The sequence below is a fragment of the Parafrankia sp. EUN1f genome, assembly GCF_000177675.1.
Lineage (GTDB): Bacteria > Actinomycetota > Actinomycetes > Frankiales > Frankiaceae > Parafrankia.
In genome coordinates, this window is record NZ_ADGX01000049.1 from 1 (window position 1) to 21,432 (window position 21,432).

The window sequence follows — 21,432 nt, forward strand, 5'->3', positions numbered from 1 at the left end:
CGACGGCCAGCGGCAGGGCGCCGATGGAGGCAGGTTGGTCGACGACGACCAGCACGGTGCCGTGCTTGGCTTGCAGCCGGGTGAATACCTCCCGCAGTTTCGGTTCGTTGTTGGGTAGCCGCTTGTCGAACGCCTTCTTCCCGGCTGGGGTGAGAGCGGTGGCATGGTGTTCGCCCTTGCCCACGTCCAGGCCCAGGTAGACGTCGATGCCACCGGTATCGATCACGTGCTGTCTCCCGCGAGCGCTGTCTACTTTCCCGGCCTCACCTGCGGCATCAGCGTGCCGGCATCCACGTTACGAAGAGCCTGTCTCGCTCACGATGAGTTCGACGGTCATGCCCCTGATCAGCGGTCTGCCGATGCCTCCGGAACTTGGTGACACCACTTTTTCGATCATGACCGACGAGGGGCTCAAGTCATGCCAGGTCCGGAGGCCGGGAGCCCCGTTGCGGGGCCATCCAGAAGGTAACGGGGTTCGGGTTCCGCCCGCTGTGGGCGTTCGCCGACCACGGCCCGGACGGGTCCGGGGAGCCGCTGGCAGTGCTGCTGCGACCGGGTAACGCCGGAGCGAACACGGCCGCCGACCACGTCATCGTGGCCACCGCTGCACTGGCGCAGCTACCCCGGCGGCTGCGCCGGAGCCGGTCGGTGCTGATCCGGACCGACAGCGGCGGCGGCACACACGCGTTCCTCGACTGGCTGCACCGCCGCCGGCTGGCCTACTCGGTCGGGTTCACCCTGCCCGACACCGCCGCCGAGGCGATCGCGAAGGTTCCCGCGGGCGCGTGGACCCCCGCCTACGACGCAGACGGGCAGCCCCGCGACGGCGCGTGGGTCGGTCGAACTGACCGGGCTGATGGACCTGTCCGGCTGGCCGGAAGGCATGCGGGTCCTCGTGCGTAAGGAACGCCCGCATCCGGGCGCCCAGCTGCGGATCGTCGACCCGGACGGGAACCGCTGCACCGCATTCGCGACGAACACCCGCCGCGGACAACTCGCTGACCTGGAGCTACGTCACCGCCGCCGGGCCCGCTGCGAGGACCGGATCCGCGCCGCGAAGGACACCGGTCTGACCAACCTGCCCCTGCACGACTTCACCCAGAACCAGATCTGGTGCGCTGTCGATCGCCCTCGACCTGCTCGCCTGGACCCAGACCCTCGCCCTAGCCGGCCACACCGCACGCCGCTGGGAACCGAAACGCCTACGGCACCGGCTGTTCACCATCGCCGGACGCGTCGCGTGCCACGCCCGCAACACCGTGATACACCTATCCGCCCACCACCCCTGGGCAGCGCTCGCCGTCCAGACCCTGACCGTTCTCCGTGAGTTGCCCGACCCCGGATAGCCACCCGGACCTGCCCTGCCCCGACGACCCGCACCACCCCCGGCCGTGGACCGGCGCCCCAGCCCGCGCGACAGCGGGCCACCCCGTCACACCCCAACCACACAACTCAACATCAAAAACGGGGCGGGACGACCGACAAACCGACCCAGCCACCCGGCGAAAGATCGAGGCTAGATAGTTGAACTGCGGTGGGGAACGAGGTATTCTCTCGTTTTGAGACATGCTGAATCTAAATTGGTGAGACCGGCGAGACAAAGGTTGAGAGGAGTAACGTTGCGCAGCACTGCCGCAACCGAGCCACTCCCCCGGTGCTACGCGCCCACCTGCCAGGCGCGTGACTATGAGCGGATCTGGACACGCTACGACGACGAGATCATCTATGATGACCACGTACCCGGAACCGTGAACGACACGATCGAGGCGACGAAGAAGTTTTTCGGCGAAACAATGTCGGGGCCGAACACGAATCGGGTCGTCATCGCGATTCACGCGACAGACGACAGATTCGAGCCAGAAGGGCATTTGAGGGGAGTGCGCGACATTCCTGGCGTGACACACCAGCCGGAGCTTAGAGGTGCCCTGCACCTCCGTCGGCGAGGTGCGCAATGGCAATATCATCGCGAACCAGCCTACTGGGACAATCACGGTCTGCTGCGGCAGCTCGGGTTGAGGTAATCTGATGTCGCTACTCGGCCCTCTCGACGAACATCTCAACCACCAGACCTCCCGACCCTTTCTGGTACCCGGGTCCACTGACCACCGCTTCTACGACCGGCACTGGTTCGAGGTCGTTCACCCCACGGGAGAGTTGCTGCTGCTGTGCGGCATAGGCATCTACAAGAACATGGGGGTGGCCGACGGCTTCCTGGTCGTCCAGCATCAGCGGCAGCAGACTAATGTGCGGGTGTCCCGACCGCTGGGCCAGGATCCTTCGGCCACGGTGGGTCCGCTGAGCATCGAGGTGCTCGAGCCCTACGAGCGCATCCGGCTCCGGCTCGCCGCCGGCGATCACCCGCTCGCCGCGGATTTGTCGTGGGCCAGCACGTCCCCGGCGCACCTCGAGGCCCCGCACTTCACCTTCCGGGACGGCCGGGTCGTGCAGGACACCAGCCGCTACGACCAACTGGGCTCGCTCTCCGGTTGGGTGGACCTGGACGGCGTTCGATTCAACTCCGACGACTGGTGGGGCGTCCGTGACCATTCCTGGGGGGTGCGGCCCGACATCGGCGGTTTCGAGCCGAAGCACGGGCACCCCCCGCGGTCGTCGTTCCTGTGGCTGTGGGCATCGGCCTCCACGCCGAAACTGTCACTCTTCTTCCAATACCGCGAGGACGGCGACGGACGGCAGCAGCACCTCGACGGGGTCGTGGTCCAGACCGGCGCCGAGCCGGGTCTCCCGGTCCCGATCGAGCGCATCGAGCACGACATCACGTTCATCCCGGGCAGCCGGGACTGGACCGCACTGGTCTACCGGCTTCATCTGGCCGACGGCCGGCTGATCACCGTCGAGGCCGAGGCACTGCAGAGTGCCTGGGCCTACCGTGGAACCGGATACGAGAACGGATACTTCGACAGTCTCGGCGTCGGCGTTCCGCGTGGGACGGCCATCGAGGCCGATGTCATCGACCTCACCGTCCCGGGCAACGTCACGAAGGACGGCGTGCCCTACTTCCCCGGCCACCGAGAGCAGCCGGCCCGCGTCCGCATCGACGGCGTACCCGGGACCGCGCACCTACCGGTGATGAGCGCGGGACGCGTCCAGCGGTACGGGCTCGGGCTCGGCGTTCACCGCCCTCGAAACCTCGTAGGCCGTCGCCTCTGATATTCGACGGGGATGCGGTAGATCGGTGGTGTTGGCCTTCTTTCCGCTGCCGTGATGACGTGTCGTATCGAGGTCGGGGTTACCACCCGTGGTGCTGATGTGCCCAGGAGGTCGCCCAGCTCCTGGCCATCGACTGTTCTTAGGCCGAGAGGGTCATTCTCGTCTTGGACAACCTCAAACACCCAATCACTCGGCTCCCTCTACGAAGCCTTCACACCGGCCGACGCCTCGAGATCCACCACACCCCCGACACCGCTCTTGACTCAACATCGCCGAGATCGAAGTCCGCCCTGACCTGCCAATGCCTCGGCGGTCAAATCGCCGACCTGGACATCATGAACACCGAACTCACCACCTGGCGGAACGCAGTCGACACCCACCAGCGGTAGGTCCCGCTTCACCGCCAGCGACGCCCGCACCAAACTCCTCCACCTCTACCCTGAACATTAGAAGCGACGGCCTACTTGTCTCCCGTGATCCTTTTACCTATTGACGGCAGCTGCGTTTTTTGTTGACGAGTTTGCGGATGCGTGGTCAGGGTGAGGCGGACCTGGCGAGGATTTCGTCGGCTGTGGCTGTCCAGGTGAACGGCTCGGCGTCGAGGTTTCCAGTGGGTGATGTAATCGCGGACCTGGGGGGGGGTGAGGGCGGCCACGGAGGGAGAGGCGCCGCGACATCGCCTGCCGGGTGGTGATCCCAACGAGGTCTCGATCTGGTTGATCCATGCCGAGCCGACGGCGGTGAGGTGGAAGTGAACGTGCCTTCAGCCAGTTCTCGCCATCGGGGTGGTGTGAGTCGGCCGGTTGTCCAGCACGACGTGAACCTGCCGCGATGGCCTTGGTCAGGCACGCGAGGAACGCCGTGCCGTCACGGACCGTGCGGCACTCGCCGTATACCTGCCCGGTCGCGGTGTTCAGAGGGGCGAACAGGTTCGTCGTACCCCGGCGGACGTAGTCGTGGGTGCGAGTCTCAGTGGTCCCGAAGCTGATCGGCAGCAGCGGCTGGGTGCGGTCCAACGCGTTGGTCGGCTTGTAGGCGTGCCACAGCACGATCCGCGCCCGGGTCGCCACGTCCGGGATGTTGACCAGCGCCACCAGCTCGAACCGCTGCTCACCACGCACTCCACGAGATCACTCTGGCGGAGCACCAGGGGATGTAAAGGAAGCAGGATCACGAGGTACTAGCCTGACGCTTTCCCCCGTGACTGCATATATGCACCCGCGGCGCCTGTGAACGGAGACTCTCTAGGAGAAGGCCAATGTCCTCCCATGACAACAACGCAACATCCGAGTACGGTCCTCTGGTGGTCGACCCCGACACAGTTCTCGACGCGCTCGACCGGGCCGTCCGCCAGGCACCCGATCGGCTCTTCCTTGATTTCGAGGGCGATACGTACACGTTCGCCGAAACCGCTGAGCGCGCAGCGAAGTTCGCCCACGCTCTGCGTGAGATCGGTGTCGGTCACGGGCAGACCGTGGTGACCCAGCTCGAGAACTCCATCGACATCATCACCGCCTGGTTCGCCATCAACAAGCTCGGCGCGGTCTGGGTGCCGCTCAACACCGCCTACCGGGGCGAGTTCCTGCGGCACCAGGTCGAGGACTCGCTGGCCGAGGTCGTCATCTGTGAGAGCTCCTACCTCGGTAGCGTGGCTCAGATCAGCGACCGGCTCACCCATCTGCGTCTGGTCCTCGTCCGGGGATCGATCGACTCTTCGGTGCCCTGCGCCGTCCCGGTGCAGGCGCTCGATGACCACCGTGGTTCGGACACCACGCCGATCGAGTCCACCGCGCGCCCCGGGGATCTGTCGATGCTCCTCTACACCTCCGGTACCACGGGCCCCTCCAAGGGCTGCATGGTCTCGCACAACTACATCTGCAACCAGGCCAGGCAGTCCAACCAGTCCATCCCTCCCGGGCCGGGAGACGTTGTGTTTACGCCGCTGCCATTATTCCATGCCGCCGCCGTGGACACTGTCCTGAGCGGGCTGCTCGCCCAGGTGAGGGTGGCCGTGGCGGCCCGGTTCTCGGTCTCGAGATTTTGGCCCGAGATCGAGAGATCCGGAGCCACTGTCGCCCGACTGATGGCCTCCATCCTCCCGCTGGTCGCCCACGCGCCGGACACCGAAGCCATGAAACGGTGCTACGGCCAGTTGCGCGCCGTCGTCGGCGGGCCGTTCCCCATCACGGTGCGGACGATCTGGCGCGAGCGCTTCGGCGTGGCCTTCACCAGCGCCCAGCAGTACGGTCTGACCGAGGGCGTGCGCCTAAGCATGGTCCGCATTGACGACGAGCCGCTCCCGGAGGACTGCGTCGGGCGGATAGTAGCCGACCAGTACGATGTTGTCGTCCTCGACGAGTATGACAACATCCTCAAGGACGGCGAGCAGGGCGAGATCGCCTTCCGGCCGCGCCGCCCCGACATCATGTTCTCGGGATACTGGAACCGCCCCGAGGACACGGCGGCGGCCTGGCGGAACCTATGGATGCACACCGGGGACTACGGCCGCATCGAGGACGGTTGCCTGTTCTTCCTCGACCGGAAGAAGGACTACGTCCGTAACCGGGGCGAGAACATCTCCAGTTTCGAGATCGAGCGGGCCTTCCTGGCCCACCCCGGCATCGTGGAGATTGCCGCCCACGCCGCGGGCGCCGGCATCGCCGAGGACCAGCTGAAGATCACGGTCGTGCTGCGCGAGGGCTTCGTGCTCACCCCGGCCGATCTGTGTCACTGGGCCATGGACCACGTCCCGCACTTCGCGGTGCCCCGCTTCATCGAGTTCCGGGAAGAGCTGCCCCGCACTCCGACGAACAAGGTGGAGAAGTTCCGGCTGCGCCAACAGGGCGTCACGGCCACAACGTGGGACCGGGAAGCAGCCGGGATCCAGGCGCGGCGCCGGCGATGACGACAGCCCGCAGAGAGGATCGACCGATCATGTCGGCTGACGACGCAGCGGCGCTGCCTGGCCGTGTGCTCGCCTCGCTCGCCGGTGAACTGGATACGCTGAGCGCCGAGCTTACCGACGGGGACGTGTCGGCCCGGCTGCGACAGGCCGCCGATCTGGCGCGCTGGGTGCGCGGTCGCATCCTGAGGGATCCCGACCTCGAGCGCGACGAGGCATTGACTCTGAACGCACGGCTGGCAGACGGCGCAGAACCACCGGAGGTCGGCGAGGCTCTACGTCGCATCCTGAACGCCCGCTCCGTTCCTGAACCAGCGGAACGGGCGGATCGTTCGGGTGAGGTCGGCATACCGGCCCTGTCCACTCCCGAGGTGACCGCCTACCTGCGGTCGAGCCGGGACGACGCCTCGGCGACCGCCCACAGCGTGCGGGTCATGACCGGCGGCTTCTCCAAGCAGACCTTCCTCGTCGACGCGACCCTCGACGGCACCCGGCAGGAGCTCGTGTTCCGCCAGGTCCCGTCGAGCCGCCGGGCCGGTTCCCTGGCGCCCGAGTTCAATGTGCTCAAGGCCGTGCACGCGGCGGGCCTACCGACGCCGGAACCACTCTGGATCGAATCCGGCGACAACGCATTGGGTGGAGCCTTCTTCGTGACCCGGCGCGCCCCCGGCCACACTGTGGGCGACGTTTGGGGGGCACGCTCCGCCGACGTCCAGCTGTGTCTTGACGTCGCCCGGTTCTACGCCCGTCTGCACCGCATGGACCATCGCGACCTCACACCGCCGATCTCGCCGCGACACACACCGGAACAACTTGATTTCATGATCACCTGGCAGATGGAGACGCTGGCCAAGCGCGGGATCGTTCCGGAACCGGAACTACTCATTCTGATCACGTGGCTGCGGGCCAATACTCCGCAGCCGGCCGAGCGAGCCTCGCTGATTCACGGTGACGCCGCTTTCTCTAATCTGCTGGTCGACGACGGCCGGATCAGCGCCGTCCTGGACTGGGAGGCGTCCCATGTCGGGAACGCCGCGGAAGAACTGGCTTATCTGCGTTCCTCCGTCGAGCCTCTCCTGCCCTGGAGCCAGTTCCTGGACGCCTACCAGGACGCCGGCGGCGTTGTGCCCGACGCGCAGTCACTGCGCTACTTCGCGGTGTGGAGCCACACGTGGCGCTACATCGGGTGTCTCTGGCTGAGCCAGACATACGAACAGACGGGAAGGTACGAATCCGCCATCGCGGCCTACGTCAACGGGCCCCGGTTCCTCCAGGCTGCGGTCGACGCTGCCTTCCCGTCTCGTGGCCCGCACCTACGAAGGGAATCTGAATGACCGTGTCAAGCCGCCGCGGTAGCGGGTTGGGGCGCGGTTGGTGCGAATGTGCGGCCGTCGCGCAGCGTGCCCAGAGGACGTCGACCAGGCGAGGGCGAGGGCGAGCTTGGATGTGAATGAGCTGTTCGTAGCGTCTGCGGTCGTAGAAGGTCCTCGACGATCCTGGTGCGCGGATGCTGGACGAGGCCGGCATATAGAACACCCGTGGCAGCCTGCGACTGTAGCGCTTGGGACGGCTCAGGTTCCCGGTGGCCCGGCCCGAGTCCTGAGCGACGGGCACAGGCCCGGCGTAGGACGCCAGACGGCCGGCGGCGGCGAACCCGCCCAGGGTGCCGCCGGTGGCGACCATGAACTCCGCGCCGAGGTTCGGTCCGGACCCGGCAACACGATGATCCCCGCCCGGGGGTGGGTCCGGAACCGGCTGGTGATCAGCTTGTCGGTGGGCTTGATCTGCCGGTCCAGGTCCAGCATCTGGCGGGCGAGCCGAGCGACGAGCACCGCCGTGGCGGCCTCGCCTGGCAGCCGCACGGTCTGCCCGGCCGGCGCCGTGGTGGCTATGGCGGGGATGCCCTTGGGCCAGGCGCCCTGCTCACACAGGTGGGCCGCGACGCCGTCCACCCCAGCGGCCGATCCGCCAACACCCGAACTCCTGTTATCGCAGCTCAACCCCACGGATGCCAACAGGTCCCTAAACAGGGACGGCCCGCATCAGATCTGAATCAGTGGCCAAGGCGTCCAGAACAACAGGGCGGCCATTCCTCTCGAGCCACCAAGCGGCAACTCCCCATCAGACACACCCCGTCGCCCCGAGCATCCAGGGCACCAAACCCAGACAACACCAACCTTAGGGAGGTCCCATGAACACTACCTACGACCTGACCGTCCTCGCGACCGGCGGCGCCTACTTCGAGGCGCCCCGCTGGCGGGACGGCCGCTGGTGGGTCTCCGACCTTTACCGCAAGGGCATCTACACCCATACACCGGACGGAAGGCAGGAGCAGGTCGTCGCCCTCGAGCACCAGCCATCCGGCCTCGGTTTCCTGCCCGACGGCAGCCTGCTCTACGTCAGTCAAGAAGACCAGCTGATCTACCGGCGCTCGATCGACGGGTCGTCAACCACCGTCCACGCCGACCTTTCCGGTGTGTGCGTCGGTGACCTCAACGACCTGGTGGTCGACGACCGCGGGTTCGCCTACGTGGGCTTCTTCGGCTTCGACCCCTTCGCGGATCAGCCCCCCGTACCCGCATCCGTCGTCTGTGTCCGGCCCGACGGCACCTTCTTCGTCGCCGCCGACGACCTGATGTTCCCTAATGGATCGGTGATCACCGAGAACGGGTCCGAGCTCATCATCGGTGAGGGTATGGCGGGGTGCTACACCGCCTTCGACATCGGCGCCGACGGCTCGCTGAGCGGGCGCCGGCCGTGGGCGGTCCTGTCCCGCCCGGGCGACCGGTCCTCGACCACCTCGGCATTGCTGCAGAGCCTCGACGTGATCCTCGACGGTTGCTGCCTGGACGCGGAGGGAGCGATCTGGTCCGCAGACGTCCAAAACTGCCGGGTGATCCGCGTCGCGGAGGGCGGCGAGATCCTCGACGTCATCCCCGCACCGGAGGGGCAGAATGTCTTCGCGTGCATGTTAGGCGGAGACGACGGCCGCACCCTGCTCATGTGTGTAGCGCCCGGGCTGCGAGACAACGACCGGCTCGGCGATCTGTCCGCCACTCTTCAGACCACCCGTGTTGCGGTTCCCCGGGCCGGACGGCCCTGAGAACCCGTCCGAAGCCCACTCGCACAATGGAGCTCGTCCGCGGTGGCGCACGCGCCCGATGTGGTGTCAGCACCTTCATGCGTAGGGGCCGGGCCTCGGCCGAGCACGGGTTCAGTCCACGCCGGGTAGACAGACCTGTCAAATCTGACGAGGAACGCGACCAGTGTGGTAGAAACGGGGCGTCTCAAAAATTAGAGCGACGAAGGAGGTTGTGTATGTCGAACGTTTCGAGCGAGGTCTACACCGGGATCGCGGCGGTAGTCGCCCGTTACGCGGACTACTGTGACCACGGTCGCTGGGCGGATGCCGCTGACCTGTTCACGGAGGACGGAGTCTTCGACGCAGGTGAGATCTTCGGCGAGGTCGTCAGCGGCAGGGCAGCGCTCACCGAGTTCATGTCCACCCGACCTAAGGCCCTTGCACACCACCCTACGACCTTCTACGTCGATGCGATGGACGGCAGCGAGTACTCCGTGCGGATGAAGATGCTGGTTGTCTTCGACGGCGCAATTTCCTCGATCGACTACTACTGGGTGGTCGTCCCGGAGGGTCACGAGTTCCAGATCAAGCGTCAGGAGATCGCCATGGTCGGCCGCCTCAAGACACGCCCCGCGGCGCAGCCTGCGGCCTAAGCTTGATCTTTAACCTTTCCGTTCCTGGCGGGCGGTCATGCTCAGGTCCCGTTTGATGGTCTTGCCGACGTCGTGGTGGGGTGCGGGCCTGCGGTTGGTTGAGCCGGGAGGGCGTCCGGGGCCTGGTTTGGTGGGTTTCGGTGCGCTGGCGGGGAGGGGCATGATCGCGCGGATGTTCCGGAACCCGCGGCGGACCCGGGCGGGGGTGAGCCGTCCTGGTAGGACGGGTTTCTCCCAGGGGCGGCGCAGGTCGCGGGCCAGGGTGCGAGCGAGACGGAGCTGGGTGTGGACGGTGATGATCAGCCAGGTCCAGCGGTCGGCGGCCTGCGGGGTGCGCAGTCTCGGGCGGGTCCAGCCCAGAGTTTGTTTGAACAGCCGGAAGGTGTGTTCCAGGTCGAAGCGGCGCAGGAACGCCTGCCAGGCCCGGTCGATGTCGGCGGCGGTGGCACCGGTAGCGGAGGACCACAGCCAGACGGGCTTGGGGTCACGGTCCCCGGGCAGGTGATCGACCTGCAGGCGGATGAGGGTGCCCTCGATGATCGGGAGGTCGCCGGAGTGGTCGAGCCAGCAGGTGCGGTGGGTCAGCCGGGGGTGTAGCCGGTCCCAGCTGGTCGCGACGGCCTGCCCGTAGCGGCTGGTGTTGGTGATCGTGGTGTGCTGCGGCGCGGGCCAGGTCGCGGGCCTGTCGAGGGCGAACTCGGGGCCGTGCTTGGGCGGACGGCCGTTCGTGCCTGGCTGCCGGGACGGCTTGGCCAGGCGCAGGACGCGGTCGGAACGGATCCGGCCAAGCAGGTCAACGGGAAGATCGGCCAGGACGAACGTCAGCCGGGTGACGTCGTAGCCGGCGTCCATCACGATCAGGATGTTCGGGTCTCCGTCGCGCCAGTGCCCGGCGGCGGTCAGGCGGCCCACGACCGCCCGCAGCTGGTCGGCGGTCACCGCCGTGGCATCGTCGGCGGGACCGAGGCGGACCGCGTCGAGGACCGCGGTCCACGACGTCCGACCAGGTTCGAGGGCGGCGACGAAGGAGTACGGCCAGCCCGGGATCAGCTGGGCCTGGTTCTTCGCCCGGCCATGGACATGGCAGAACGGCCTCTCGGCACTGGTCTGCGCGTCCGAACGCAGCCACGGGCTGACATCCACGGCCAGTACGAGCCGTCCGCCGGCGGCCACGGGCAGCGGAAGGTCCGTGAGCGCGCGTCGTAGCCGGGCGATCTCTAACCGGCCGCTGTTCAGCCCGTCATACAAGGCCCCGTGGCCGCGGCGATGCTCCGGGGCCAGTGTCAGCTCGACCAGCGCCCGGACCGGGCCCTCGGTGCACAGCACTGCCTCCGCCGCTTCGAACAGCGCGTCCGCCCGGCGGGTCAGACAGGTGTAGAACTCCTGCCGGAAGCGACACAGCCGCCCCAGAGCCTCGACGCGTCCCGGTTCGTCCTGCACACTGCCCATCACGACCTTCGGTGCGATCACGGCTTCTTTGGCGAGAGCACGCTCTTCCGAAGGTCGTCCCACGTCACGAGGACACGCCCACCCACCCCACAACACCTGCAGGTATCACGCATCGTGACACCTGCAGGTTAAATGGCAAGCTAAGACCGTCTTGGTCTCTATTCGACGAGTCTACGATTGGCTACAAGATCTTCGAGCGCGTCGCCATGATCGCTTGATTCCGCCAGTGCGAGAGAAATTTTACAGGGAGGCCGTATTGGCGGCATGGCCTGGATACAGACCTTGAACGGTCGGAGTCTGGTTGATCACCTCTGATGCGGTCGGGTATGAGCCGGTCGAAACCGGCGCATACCGGAGGTAAGCGGATGGTAGTGACCGTACCGCAGAGGGTCGTTCATGCCAGGAAGCGGTCAGGCTACAGGCCGCTGACATATTCGCCCAAGGTGTCGATCCGATCGAGTGGGAGCCCAGACAGAAGTGGGGCCCCGACCCGCCGAAGGAAAGATTCGTGTTCGGCGACCGGGTGATGTCGAGGCGGTCCGGCTCTGGGAGGATTCGTTCGTCGCGGTTGGCGGCAGCGTAGAAGAGCAGGACCTTGTCGCCAGCGGTCAGCTGATGCTCGTTCAGCATGGTGTCGCGGGTCACCGTGCGGCGCATTGTGGCAATCGGTGTGCAGTAGCGGAGGATCTCCTCGACGGCGGTGGAGGCCAGCCGGTCGAAGTCCCCGGCCCAGGCGTGGTGTGCTGCCGGGTTGTTGTGGAGTGCCCAAAGGCCGAGGCTGATTGCGTTGCGGGTGGTCTCCTGGCCGGCGATCGCCAGGAGGATGAAGAAGGAGGCGATCTCCTGAGTGCTGAGCTGGGTGTCGTCGACCTCCGCCTGAACCAGCTCGGTGAGGAGGTCGTCGGCGGGTCTGCGGCGACGGTCCTCGGCGAGTTCGGTGGCGAGCATCGCCAGGTCGTTGCCGGCGTGGAGGAAGGCGCTGGGACCGAATCGAGCCTTCTACCGCAAGAAGCGCGGCGAGGGCCTCAAGCACGTCCAGGCCGTCATCGCCCTCGCCCGCCGCCGCGTCGACGTCCTCAGGGCACTCCTGCGCGACAAACGGATCTTCACCGCCACCCCGCCTGCCGCGCTTGGCACTTGACTCAGTCATTGCGATTCTTGGGGATGGTGCCGGGCGGCAGCAGGTGCACATGGGCGGGACGCGCTCCGGCGGACGCCAGCGCCGCAGCCGTGGCCTCGTCGCGGATCGTGGCCCACTTGTGGCTGGGACGGACCTCGGGCGGCGACATCGCAAGCCAGACCCCTGGGACTCGCGGCGGCCTGCTCGATCTCCTCGGGGTGCAGTGTGTCCACCAATAATAATTGGATCTTTGGCGCGCCCGCAGGCCACCAGCTCACCGTCGACGAGATGGCCCAGGTCCCCGGTGACCAGCCAGCCATCGTCCAGCGGTCTGACCCCGCTGCCTCCGTTCACCGCTCCGGATTCCTGATTCGGAATCTCGGGATGGGACGCGCGGCCGCCGTTCCGACGTATCCAGCAGTCACGGACTCCCCGCGTATGTTGATTTTACCGCCGGCCCACTCCGGGAGCGGCTGCCCTGTCGCCGGGTCGACGACACGAATGTGATTCCAACATTGGCGGACCGAGCTGGACCAGGCAACGCAATAGAGCATCACCCTGTGCGGAAACGGCAACAAGCGATGCCTTGCTGAGCCAACAGATCAGTGCTGATCTCATCGAGCCGCAGTGCCTGCGCGGAAGACATCGTAGGCGGGGACAAGAGGCCGATGCATTACTCGATCATGAATGATCAGGATCCGCGGCGCCGGACCTCTGCCGGTACAATAGTACCGATCAGCCTTTCTTTGGATAGGGCCATCCGCAGCTCGAATTCGTTAGTCGAACGCGAATTGTCTCTAGGCACTTCAACAAGCCGATGTTGCGACGACCGGTTGAATCCGGTCAGTATACGTCAGGTTCGTACCATCGCACTGAAACACCATGGCGCACGCCCGTCGGCCGGAGCCACCGGAGCGTGCTGGGATAATTCCACTGCAGAGTCCGTCTTCGGGACGCTGAAGAACGAACTCGTCTACCGGACACTCTCCGCTACCGCACCCCAGAACAAGACGAGCGCGCACATACCACGCGACCCAGACCGAAACCAAGAATGCAGCATAAGCTGGTATAGTCCGTCTACGTCGGCATCCGAGGAATGGGCATCGCCTCACCGACCTTTCAAGGGTCTGTAATCGGCGCCACGGAACCTTACCGAGAACGGCTCACTACGGTGCCGCAGCGCCGGCTGGGGTTGAGCGGGATGAACTCCCTTCCGTCCTGGGATATCTGCACGAACTGGTAGCAGGTGCTGAGCTGCCCGACGTTGGTCGCAAAGTCGACCTTGCTAGACAGGAGTCCGCCCGCATCGTAATCGTGGACGGCGCGCAAGGCGTTCACGAACCCCTTGCGGGTAGGACATTCGCCGGAGTCTCGCAGCCCGCGCAGGTACAGGTCGGCCGAGATCCATCCCCACACGGCACTCTGCTGTTGCGGCGGCGAGGTCTCAGGTGTGTAGCGGGCCAGGGCGGAGATGAATCTCTGGTGGGCCGGCAGGTTCAGTTCGAACGGCGCGAAATCAATGTAGATCGTCGTTCCGGCGAGCTGCGGGCCGAGTTGCTGAAGCAGGGCGGGGTCGTAGCCCGTGGGTGTCAACACCAGCTTCAGCTGGAGGCCGGCGGCGCGAACGGCCGGCATGACCTGGGCCAGTACCTCGGGACTCACCGCACCAGTGATCGTGTCGACATTCGCGGCCTTCAACTCCTGTGCCAGCCGGTTGAAACTGGTGGCACCGACCGTCACATCCGGGTTGAGGACGACCGGGATCCCGGCCGAGTCCATACTTGCCTGTAGCTGAGCCTGGTAGGTCGCGGCGCCCGGATTGAGGGCCAGGCCGAGGATGGCTGCGCGGGTAGCCCCCTGGGACAGCGCGAAGGCACCCCAGGTGCTGACGGACGATCTCGCGGACTGGGCGTAGAACCAGCTGATCATGTTCGGGTGGTCTGGCCAGGACTCGTCCATGCTGGGCCCGACCACCGGGATGCCGTGCTCCTCGGCGTAGTCCGCCGAGCCGACGGCCGTGAGCGAGCGCTGCGAGCCCTGGATGATGCCGAACACGCCCTTGGTCTCGACCAGTTCACGCACGGCGTCCTGGGTGGACGACGGGTCGGACCGGGTGTCCTCCCAGTCATAGACGACCTTCCGGCCATTGACCCCACCGTTGTCGTTCGCCACGCCGAGACGGGCATCGATCCCGGCACGGAACGCAGCGAAGGTGCCCGCGCCGATCCCCGTATCGTCAAAGGCCGTTCCGAGAGTGACCTGGGTCGAGGTCACACCGGGTGTCGCACAGCCTTCAGTCGCTGGCCTGGACCCGTCTCCCCCGCCCATGATCCCGCAGGTTGCCACCACGCTCGTCAGGCTGCTGATCACGATCACGCTGACAGCAGCGTTCAGCCGCCGTGGGCGACGAAATAACATAAGCCCTCGATTCCCGCCGACCAACATGTGTAGCTGCCAGTATTTGCTAGGTCACTTCCGGTAAGCTCTAGGGAAGGGTGTGTCCCGGCTCGGAGTACTACGGCGGCTCCGCCCCGTCCCGGACCGATCGGCGGTCGATGCGCCCAGCCCCCGCTCGTCCACACCGACGGAAAGGGCAAGGTCCGGGACGGTTCCCGTGTTCACTGTGCTTCGCTCGACGAAGGAGGAGCCCGACTGTGTCCCCGCGGCCTCGCCACGAGTACGCCGCGGTCTTTCCTCGTGGCCTCCCGAGCGAGTCTTGTATACCGCCCCAGGAGTTACCCACCGTCACACTCACGACAGCGGGCGCGCACCGCTCCCGGCCCAGATCCACCAGGTTCGAGCCGGTGTCGCATGAGGGGACGTAGAACGCCGGTTCCTCGCGTACTCCTCTCCGTCCCGCTCGCCGGACCCGCCCCATCTGGCAGTACTGGGACGTCCCGGCTTTGTCAGGGCTGCTCCCACCCTCCCCGGCACCACCCGGATCAGGCTGCCCCCAGCTCCACCCGCCCTAGAACGACAGGGCCGGCGGCGAAGGTCTCCCACCTCCACTCGAAACACAGCGCCTCACGGCGCAAACAAGATCATGGACAGAACCAACGCCCAGTGTCATAGTCCTGGGCAGGGCTGTGTCCGGGGAACAGCGAATCCGCAGGCAAGCACTACTCCGGCCGCATCCCGCCGCGGCGTCAACAGCTACGCGGAGCCCTCGGGGAAGCCGCCTCCTCGTCGAAGACCACCTACCTGTCCGCCCACTACCAGCAGGTCATCACGCCGCGGCAGCAAACGCGCTCTCGTCGCGGTCTCGCACACCATCTCATGATCGCCTGGCACCCGCCAGGACCCCGAACGCCAAACCCGCCGGCTCAGTGACCAGCTCCAACAGCTCGGCCACCCAATCCCCCTGACAGCCTCACCCTGGATCCTCTTCGACTCAGGGTGAGGCCGTTCCATGCCCGCGCCTGCCAGTCGATCAGGGCAGTTGAGGACACAGGGGCGTCTGCGCCCTCGGCACCTCGATCAAGACGGCACCCCCCTGACCACCACCGGCGCACATCGCGGCGACGGCCCGACCGCCGCCGCGACGATGCAGCTCGTGGACCAGCGACACCACCATGCGGCCGCCGGAGGCCGCTACCGGATGGCCTAGGCTGCATCCGCTGCCCGACACGTTGACGAGCTCGTCGTTAAGGCCCAGCGCCTGGCAGGCCGCCAGCGGCACCGCGGCGAACGCCTCGTTGATTTCCCACAGATCGATGTCGGAGGTCCGGAGTTTTGCCCGCCCCAGGACGGCCTCGATCGCGTCGATCGCAGCGACGCCGGTGAACTTCGGGTCGACTCCGACAGCACTCCACCCCCTCACATGCGCCAGCGGTCGCAGGCCACGCGACTGCGCCAAATCCTCGCTCGTGACCACGAGGGCCGATGCGCCATCGTTGAGGCCTGACGAATTCCCGGCGGTGACGGAAAAGCCCTCGATCTCAGGATGCAGAGGCGGCAGTGCGGCAAGCTTCTCAGCCGTCGTGGTGCGACGAGGGTGCTCATCGACCGAGAACATCGTCCCCTTGCCGAGATCGACCTCGATGATCTCGGCATCGAAGGTTCCGCTGTCAATCGCCTTGACGGCACGCTGGTGAGAACGCAGCGCCCAAGCGTCCATCTGCATACGGCTCAGGCCGAACCGCTCCGCCACGTTGAATCCAGTCGACAAGGTGACGTCATCGTCCGCATCGGCTCTGTAAGGAAAGGTCGGAGCCATTCCCTGCCACTGCGTGCCGTCCAGGCGCTTCCACGTCATGGTAGGAGCAGTCGAGAACGAGTGGACGCCACCGGCCACCACCGCACCAGTCATGCCCGACATGACGGAGGCCGCCGCGTTGCCGATGGCTGTCAGGCTACCGGCGCAGTGCCGGTTGACCGCCTGACCCGGCACCTGGATCATGCCAAGCTCGACCGCGGCGTATCGTGCCAGGTCACCGCCCCCGTAGGCAGACTCGGCGAAGATCACGTCGTCGATGTCCGAGCCGTCCAGCCCGGATCGATCAACGGCCGCCCGCAGGATGGTCGCTGCCAAACTCTGCGCCGGTACGTTTCGTAGCGAGCCCTTAAACGCTGTTCCGATCGGCGATCGAACCGCGCTGACGATGACCGCAGGGTTCATGGGATCTCCATTGCGAATGGTAGATGGTGCGTCACAGCCCTGTACCCGCGGACGGGTGGCTGAGCGTATCGAGCCGGCCGGCACGGGGGACCTGACCACTGCTCGGGTCTGCGTCTACTCGGCCGTCGAGATCGCAAATGATTGGCATGATGGCGGCCTGCGCAGAGTTCACCACGAGCCATGCACCGTTCGATCTAGCGCGCCCCGCACGAATAGGCGCCGGCGGTCAGCGGTTAGTGACCGCTGCTCGCATTGCCGACTCATCGACCGCCAGGACTTTTCCATCGTGAAGCCATGTGAACGTCAGTGAGAAGGACTAGCTCGTCGCGGGCGTCGGGTTACGAAGGCCCGAGCCCGACCAGCGGCTCACGAAGTGATCGGACAGCGCTGCAAGTTTCTCGTACTTACCCGAAAGGTTCCGGCACGTGGCCGACTCGGACACTCCTGCCGCCGTGGTAACGGCCTTTACCCCACGGCCTCAAAGCCTGAGCCGCGAACAGCTTTTCGACGGCCCTGAGGGTGCGCTCTTGCGTGCTCATCGTCACCTCCGGAAGTCCATCCAGTGACCGTGAGCCGTCCAGCCGAGCCTGAAGGGGATCTCGATCCGGCAGATCGGTCCCCTGGTGATGTCATACGTGTCGAAGATTAGGTACTCGCCGCGGTTCTCGGCCCACCACGACACTGGCACGATGACGAACCCGTCCCCCTCGAGGGACGTCGGCGTGCGTGGGACGAAGGTGGCCTCGAGCACGGCCGCGGGCTGATCGTGACGAATATGGTACTCCTGATCGGCAAGGGTCCTCATGTTGGTGGTGACCAGGCTATTCATGGACATCCCGGAGCGCTTGACTCGACCTCCGATCTGGCAGGCCCACGTGTAGTTCTTGCCGTAGTATCTTTCGTCGATCTTGGGCAACTCGGACGGTCGGTCCGAGAGCTGTTCTGTCATGCTCTCGCCCGTCGTGAGGTTCACCGTCCACCGACCGAGCTGGCTTTTCGCGATGCTGAAGAAGAGAGCGACGTCATCGCCTTCATCGAAGTCCTGCTCGAACGGGAAGGGTGGGCGGTTGAAGATCGGCGCGTCGAGCGTCAGGATGTCGCCGTCAATGTTTGCCGACATGGTGTGCATGACGTACTGCGGATCGATGTTCAGCGTGATCCAGCGAATCTCGTCTTGGAGGTTGTGGCGCGGGATCAGACCGAGGACGATTGGACGGTTCGGCTCCCAGGAGTAGACGCTCTTGCCCTTGTCGACGCGTCCCACGTCCGCGAGGAATGGCTGGAACGGCATGACGATGTAGTCGGTCGTGAGCCAGATGTCGTGGGCAACGGTGTTGTAGGGTGCATCACGCAAGTCAAGCGAGTCCACCCGCCCGTCCGGATGGACATAGTGCATCGTGACGTACGGCGCCTCGCTCCGGTAGGTCCAGCCGTAGAGGACGCCGGTGTCTGGATCCCATTTCGGATGCGCCGTGAAGCCTGCGTCGCCGAAGGCGGCCTTCTGATGTAGTCCCGCGGACAGCTGCGGCGACCAGTCGACGACACCGACGGTCTCGAGGGTAAAGGGGTCGATGGCAATCGGGGCACCGACCGAATCGGCCGTGGCGACCATCATGCCCTGGAACGGGAAGATGTTGACGTTGTTCGTGCCCTGCGGTACACCGCGGGTGAAACCGTCGCGGGAGACATTGCCCAGCCCCATCGAGCGCCAATCGTTCCACGCACCGTCCGACCAGGCGAACATACCCTTGCCGTGCCTCTGCTCCAGGTTGTACTTAGGGGTGCGGATCCACCGGTTGCGGAAATCGGCGCGACCGTTGTCCAGGACGAGACCTTGGACCATGCCGTCCATCGCCAGTAGCGCGTTGGCCTGGTTGCCCTTGAATGGACGCTTCCAGGTGGGACCAGCGCGGTAAAATCCACCCGAGATCTCTTTCGGGATCTCGCCCTCAGTGACGATGCACTCCTCAATTGTCGCCTCGAAACGCATCGGCTGGAAGGGCCCCATGAACTGACTGCCCTTCGGAATGGGATATCCCATGGCCTTCTCCCTGCCGCCGACCGGTTAGGATCCTCAGTTTTGAGTGCTAGTGTATCAAAAACCTCGGTCAACGCGAAAGATCGTTAACGCAAGGCCAGGCGGGAGTGCCCCCTGGCGAGTGTTCCGCCGGTCTGATTGCCTCGGTGTCGACGCCTGGTTACCTAGCACGTCTCCCGGAGGGAGAACGGGACGTTCGGCGTCAAGATCGGCGACGAGCAGGAAGGGGGATTCGCGGTGGTCCTGGGAGTTTGTCACGCCTGGGACCGGATTGCGTGGTCAAAGGTGATGGGTCCAACGTCTTACGCGAGTCGGCCGCCACTGTTCGGATACGTAATCAGCACCCTATGAGGCGTGGGCGATGAATCCCATCGAACTCTGCGGCCACACGCACCTCATGGTCCTCGCTGCCGTCACGCGGAGCCTGACCTCGCCATCGGACTACAAGTCCGGCTACTATTGGTCCGCCGATCATTGTCGACAAAATCTGGCGCATCCTGCGCGATCGAATCGCTACTCGGGACCTCCATGCGGCCACTCATCGAGCGTAACCTGTGTCGCATGACCAGCGAGACCCGCCGCCTCGGCCTGACCATCCACTTCGGACCAATCGTGCTCGCCTGAGCGCCCCGGTCGCTTTATGTCGTGTCGGACCCTCCTCGTCTGACTGCCGCAGCGAATGCTCGAGGCTTAGTCGCCGAATCGCCGGGGGGCGAAGTAATAGGCAGGTAGGTCGTCCGTCGCCTCTGTCGGATCTAGCAGATAGTCTGCCCGTGGTACGAATGTCCCTGTGCCAACATCGACGAGTCGCTCTCCACTTCGAACGTGCGTCTGCATGAAGACCAGAGCCTGGCTATGCCGGAGTACCGTCGTGCGCAGGGTGAGCGGCGGCACGGCCGGTGCGAGGTAGTCGATGTTCAACGTCGCGGTCACAGGCGCCGCTCGGGCGGTCATGACGGTCATCGCCGTCGTACCCATGGCATGGTCGATCAGAGCCGAGACAACGCCGCCGTGAACGGCACCGTTGGGGTTGGTAGCTATCGGCGACGCGACGAGCGTCATCGTGGTCGAGCCTCGCGCAGCTTCCACGCATTTGATGCCGAAGCTTGCTGCTAGGGGAAGAGAGTTCACCCAGGCAATATAGGCCTCGGTGTCTGCTTGCACAGTCACGGCTTTGCCTCACGGTTGGATGCGGCGCGACCGAGGTCATGGACCGGCCGACGAGCCGAGAAGATATGATACATGCTGTCCAGATACTATCGCGCTAGTGTCCGCCTGGGAAGTGGCTAGTCTGCGTGCCTGCTGGTCGCCGGGCGCCCTGCCTCGCCGATCATGTAAGCGACGCGGGATGCCCAGACGAGCGACCGGTGGGCTGTATTGGAGCCTCTGCTGCGTCGGAGGCAGACAGGAAGGGTCAGAGCCGGCCTGCGACGTGGACGCGGCCCCGGCTGATCGACGGAATCCGGTGGCGGACGCCGACCGGGACACCGTGGCAGAACGCGCCGGCCCAGCATAGGCATTGGCGCACGAAGGACGGGCTGTTCCGGGACTGGCAGCGTGACGGTACGTGGAAGGCGGGTGCTGACCGGCTTGCAGGCGCAGGCGGACGCCGCGGGCTGATTACCTGGGAGGTGTCGGCGGACTCGATGGCGGCGCGGGCACATCAGTAGTAACAATCGCCGTCCCGGCGATCAACGAATGGCTACCCCGATGAACGTCCCAAACAGGCCCTAGTCGACGGCGGCACCAGGAGCTGCTCCTGGTGTGTCGAACGGAGGATGGCATGACCGGATCTGATATGCGGGACCCGAAGCTGCGGCGTCCCGGGCGTCCTCGAAGCGTCATCAGCATGGAGGAGGTGGCGCGTGCCGCCGCTCAACTGTTCTCCCAGGGTGGCTACAGCGCGGTGTCCATTGAGGCGGTTGCCGAGCGGCTCTCCGTCTCCAGAGCCACGTTGTACCGCACGGTGTCGACGAAAGAGGATCTTCTCGGCATCGTGCTGGAACGCTACACCACGGACCTGGGTGAAAGGGCGCGCCAGATAATCGAGGCCGATCGTGATCCGCGGGCGACGTTGGAGGGCCTGCTGCGTATCCAGGTCGACGCGGCAATCACGACCAAGGAGTTTCTCACCGTGGTGGCCGGCGGCACGGGAGTGCAATCGGACTCCTACCGACGCTGGCAGAAGTGGTCTCACGAGTACGAGTCGATGTGGCAGGGCGTGGTGGCGAGGGCCATCGACGCCGGTGTCCTGGCGGAGGCCGATCCTGTCGTGACGACGAGACTGTTGCTGGGTATGGCGATCTGGGTGTCGCGCTGGTACCGAGACAGCGAGGGACACAGCGCCGACGAGATCGCCGATGTCGCGGTGCGACTGATCCTGGCCCCTCATTGACCTGCGG

At 65.6% G+C, this 21,432-nt stretch carries 16 protein-coding genes and 4 pseudogenes; 12 read left to right on the forward strand and 8 right to left on the reverse strand.

Going from position 1 to position 21,432, the window contains the following annotated elements:
- The coding region (locus FREUN1FDRAFT_RS16350; RefSeq protein WP_006541212.1) for a transposase at positions 1 to 226 on the reverse strand (226 nt) is incomplete at its 3' end.
- 245 nt (positions 227 to 471) lie between these two features.
- On the opposite strand from FREUN1FDRAFT_RS16350, the pseudogene FREUN1FDRAFT_RS16355 reads away from it, so the two are divergent.
- The 5 genes and pseudogenes from FREUN1FDRAFT_RS16355 to FREUN1FDRAFT_RS16370 all read left to right on the forward strand — a co-directional run.
- Positions 472 to 1,346, forward strand: a pseudogene (locus FREUN1FDRAFT_RS16355) (IS1380 family transposase); the annotation flags it as partial.
- Between the two features lie 273 nt (positions 1,347 to 1,619).
- On the forward strand, positions 1,620 to 2,021 hold the full coding sequence (locus tag FREUN1FDRAFT_RS43895) for a hypothetical protein (protein ID WP_006541214.1): 402 nt from the start codon (positions 1,620 to 1,622) through the stop codon (positions 2,019 to 2,021).
- A 4-nt stretch (positions 2,022 to 2,025) separates the two neighbouring features.
- Positions 2,026 to 3,168 carry a hypothetical protein gene (locus FREUN1FDRAFT_RS16360; RefSeq protein ID WP_006541215.1) on the forward strand — a complete coding sequence of 381 codons (1,143 nt, stop codon included), beginning with the start codon at positions 2,026 to 2,028 and terminating at the stop codon, positions 3,166 to 3,168.
- A gap of 1,258 nt (positions 3,169 to 4,426) precedes the next feature.
- Positions 4,427 to 6,073, forward strand: a complete 1,647-nt coding sequence (locus FREUN1FDRAFT_RS16365) for an AMP-binding protein (protein WP_006541217.1) — start codon at positions 4,427 to 4,429, stop codon at positions 6,071 to 6,073.
- 29 nt (positions 6,074 to 6,102) lie between these two features.
- Positions 6,103 to 7,404 (forward strand): phosphotransferase family protein, encoded by a 1,302-nt coding sequence (locus FREUN1FDRAFT_RS16370; protein ID WP_006541218.1) that lies wholly within the window; start codon positions 6,103 to 6,105, stop codon positions 7,402 to 7,404.
- Between the two features lie 5 nt (positions 7,405 to 7,409).
- Here the strand turns inward: FREUN1FDRAFT_RS16370 and FREUN1FDRAFT_RS46390 are convergent.
- Positions 7,410 to 8,016, reverse strand: a pseudogene (locus tag FREUN1FDRAFT_RS46390) (transposase); the annotation flags it as partial.
- 245 nt (positions 8,017 to 8,261) lie between these two features.
- On the opposite strand from FREUN1FDRAFT_RS46390, the gene FREUN1FDRAFT_RS16380 reads away from it, so the two are divergent.
- A complete protein-coding gene (locus FREUN1FDRAFT_RS16380) occupies positions 8,262 to 9,173 on the forward strand; it encodes an SMP-30/gluconolactonase/LRE family protein (RefSeq protein WP_006541220.1) in 912 nt (303 codons plus the stop codon).
- 215 nt (positions 9,174 to 9,388) lie between these two features.
- On the forward strand, positions 9,389 to 9,805 hold the full coding sequence (locus FREUN1FDRAFT_RS16385) for a nuclear transport factor 2 family protein (RefSeq protein WP_006541221.1): 417 nt from the start codon (positions 9,389 to 9,391) through the stop codon (positions 9,803 to 9,805).
- Between the two features lie 9 nt (positions 9,806 to 9,814).
- Here the strand turns inward: FREUN1FDRAFT_RS16385 and FREUN1FDRAFT_RS16390 are convergent, their stop codons facing one another.
- Together FREUN1FDRAFT_RS16390 and FREUN1FDRAFT_RS16395 are read right to left on the reverse strand one after the other, a co-directional pair.
- Positions 9,815 to 11,254, reverse strand: a complete 1,440-nt coding sequence (locus FREUN1FDRAFT_RS16390; RefSeq protein ID WP_006541222.1) for an NF041680 family putative transposase — start codon at positions 11,252 to 11,254, stop codon at positions 9,815 to 9,817.
- A gap of 240 nt (positions 11,255 to 11,494) precedes the next feature.
- Positions 11,495 to 12,202: a cytochrome P450 gene (locus tag FREUN1FDRAFT_RS16395; RefSeq protein ID WP_006541223.1), complete on the reverse strand. Its 708-nt coding sequence runs from the start codon at positions 12,200 to 12,202 to the stop codon at positions 11,495 to 11,497.
- 34 nt (positions 12,203 to 12,236) lie between these two features.
- Here FREUN1FDRAFT_RS16395 and FREUN1FDRAFT_RS16400 point away from each other — a divergent pair.
- Positions 12,237 to 12,395 (forward strand): annotated as a pseudogene (locus FREUN1FDRAFT_RS16400) (IS110 family transposase); the annotation flags it as partial.
- 823 nt (positions 12,396 to 13,218) lie between these two features.
- Positions 13,219 to 13,354 (forward strand): annotated as a pseudogene (locus FREUN1FDRAFT_RS48050) (IS3 family transposase); the annotation flags it as partial.
- A 169-nt stretch (positions 13,355 to 13,523) separates the two neighbouring features.
- On the opposite strand, the gene FREUN1FDRAFT_RS16405 reads toward FREUN1FDRAFT_RS48050, so the two are convergent.
- Positions 13,524 to 14,819 carry an ABC transporter substrate-binding protein gene (locus FREUN1FDRAFT_RS16405; protein WP_232295224.1) on the reverse strand — a complete coding sequence of 432 codons (1,296 nt, stop codon included), beginning with the start codon at positions 14,817 to 14,819 and terminating at the stop codon, positions 13,524 to 13,526.
- Positions 14,820 to 15,458: 639 nt separating this feature from the next.
- Between FREUN1FDRAFT_RS16405 and FREUN1FDRAFT_RS48055 the strand changes: the two genes are divergently transcribed.
- Positions 15,459 to 15,704, forward strand: a complete 246-nt coding sequence (locus tag FREUN1FDRAFT_RS48055) for a hypothetical protein (protein ID WP_083828714.1) — start codon at positions 15,459 to 15,461, stop codon at positions 15,702 to 15,704.
- A 100-nt stretch (positions 15,705 to 15,804) separates the two neighbouring features.
- Here the strand turns inward: FREUN1FDRAFT_RS48055 and FREUN1FDRAFT_RS16410 are convergent, their stop codons facing one another.
- The 3 genes from FREUN1FDRAFT_RS16410 to FREUN1FDRAFT_RS16420 form a co-directional block, all read right to left on the reverse strand.
- Complete coding sequence (locus FREUN1FDRAFT_RS16410; RefSeq protein ID WP_006541226.1) at positions 15,805 to 16,992, reverse strand: thiolase family protein; 1,188 nt, start codon at positions 16,990 to 16,992, stop codon at positions 15,805 to 15,807.
- A gap of 541 nt (positions 16,993 to 17,533) precedes the next feature.
- Positions 17,534 to 19,033: a carotenoid oxygenase family protein gene (locus tag FREUN1FDRAFT_RS16415; RefSeq protein WP_006541228.1), complete on the reverse strand. Its 1,500-nt coding sequence runs from the start codon at positions 19,031 to 19,033 to the stop codon at positions 17,534 to 17,536.
- A 687-nt stretch (positions 19,034 to 19,720) separates the two neighbouring features.
- A complete protein-coding gene (locus FREUN1FDRAFT_RS16420) occupies positions 19,721 to 20,200 on the reverse strand; it encodes a PaaI family thioesterase (RefSeq protein WP_083828711.1) in 480 nt (159 codons plus the stop codon).
- A gap of 197 nt (positions 20,201 to 20,397) precedes the next feature.
- On the opposite strand from FREUN1FDRAFT_RS16420, the gene FREUN1FDRAFT_RS48060 reads away from it, so the two are divergent.
- Together FREUN1FDRAFT_RS48060 and FREUN1FDRAFT_RS16425 are read left to right on the forward strand one after the other, a co-directional pair.
- The gene (locus tag FREUN1FDRAFT_RS48060) at positions 20,398 to 20,700 is read left to right on the forward strand and encodes a transposase (RefSeq protein WP_157474856.1); all 303 of its coding nucleotides are present in this window, start codon (positions 20,398 to 20,400) and stop codon (positions 20,698 to 20,700) included.
- Positions 20,701 to 20,879: 179 nt separating this feature from the next.
- The gene (locus FREUN1FDRAFT_RS16425; protein WP_198144345.1) at positions 20,880 to 21,425 is read left to right on the forward strand and encodes a TetR/AcrR family transcriptional regulator; all 546 of its coding nucleotides are present in this window, start codon (positions 20,880 to 20,882) and stop codon (positions 21,423 to 21,425) included.
- Positions 21,426 to 21,432: the final 7 nt, after the last annotated feature.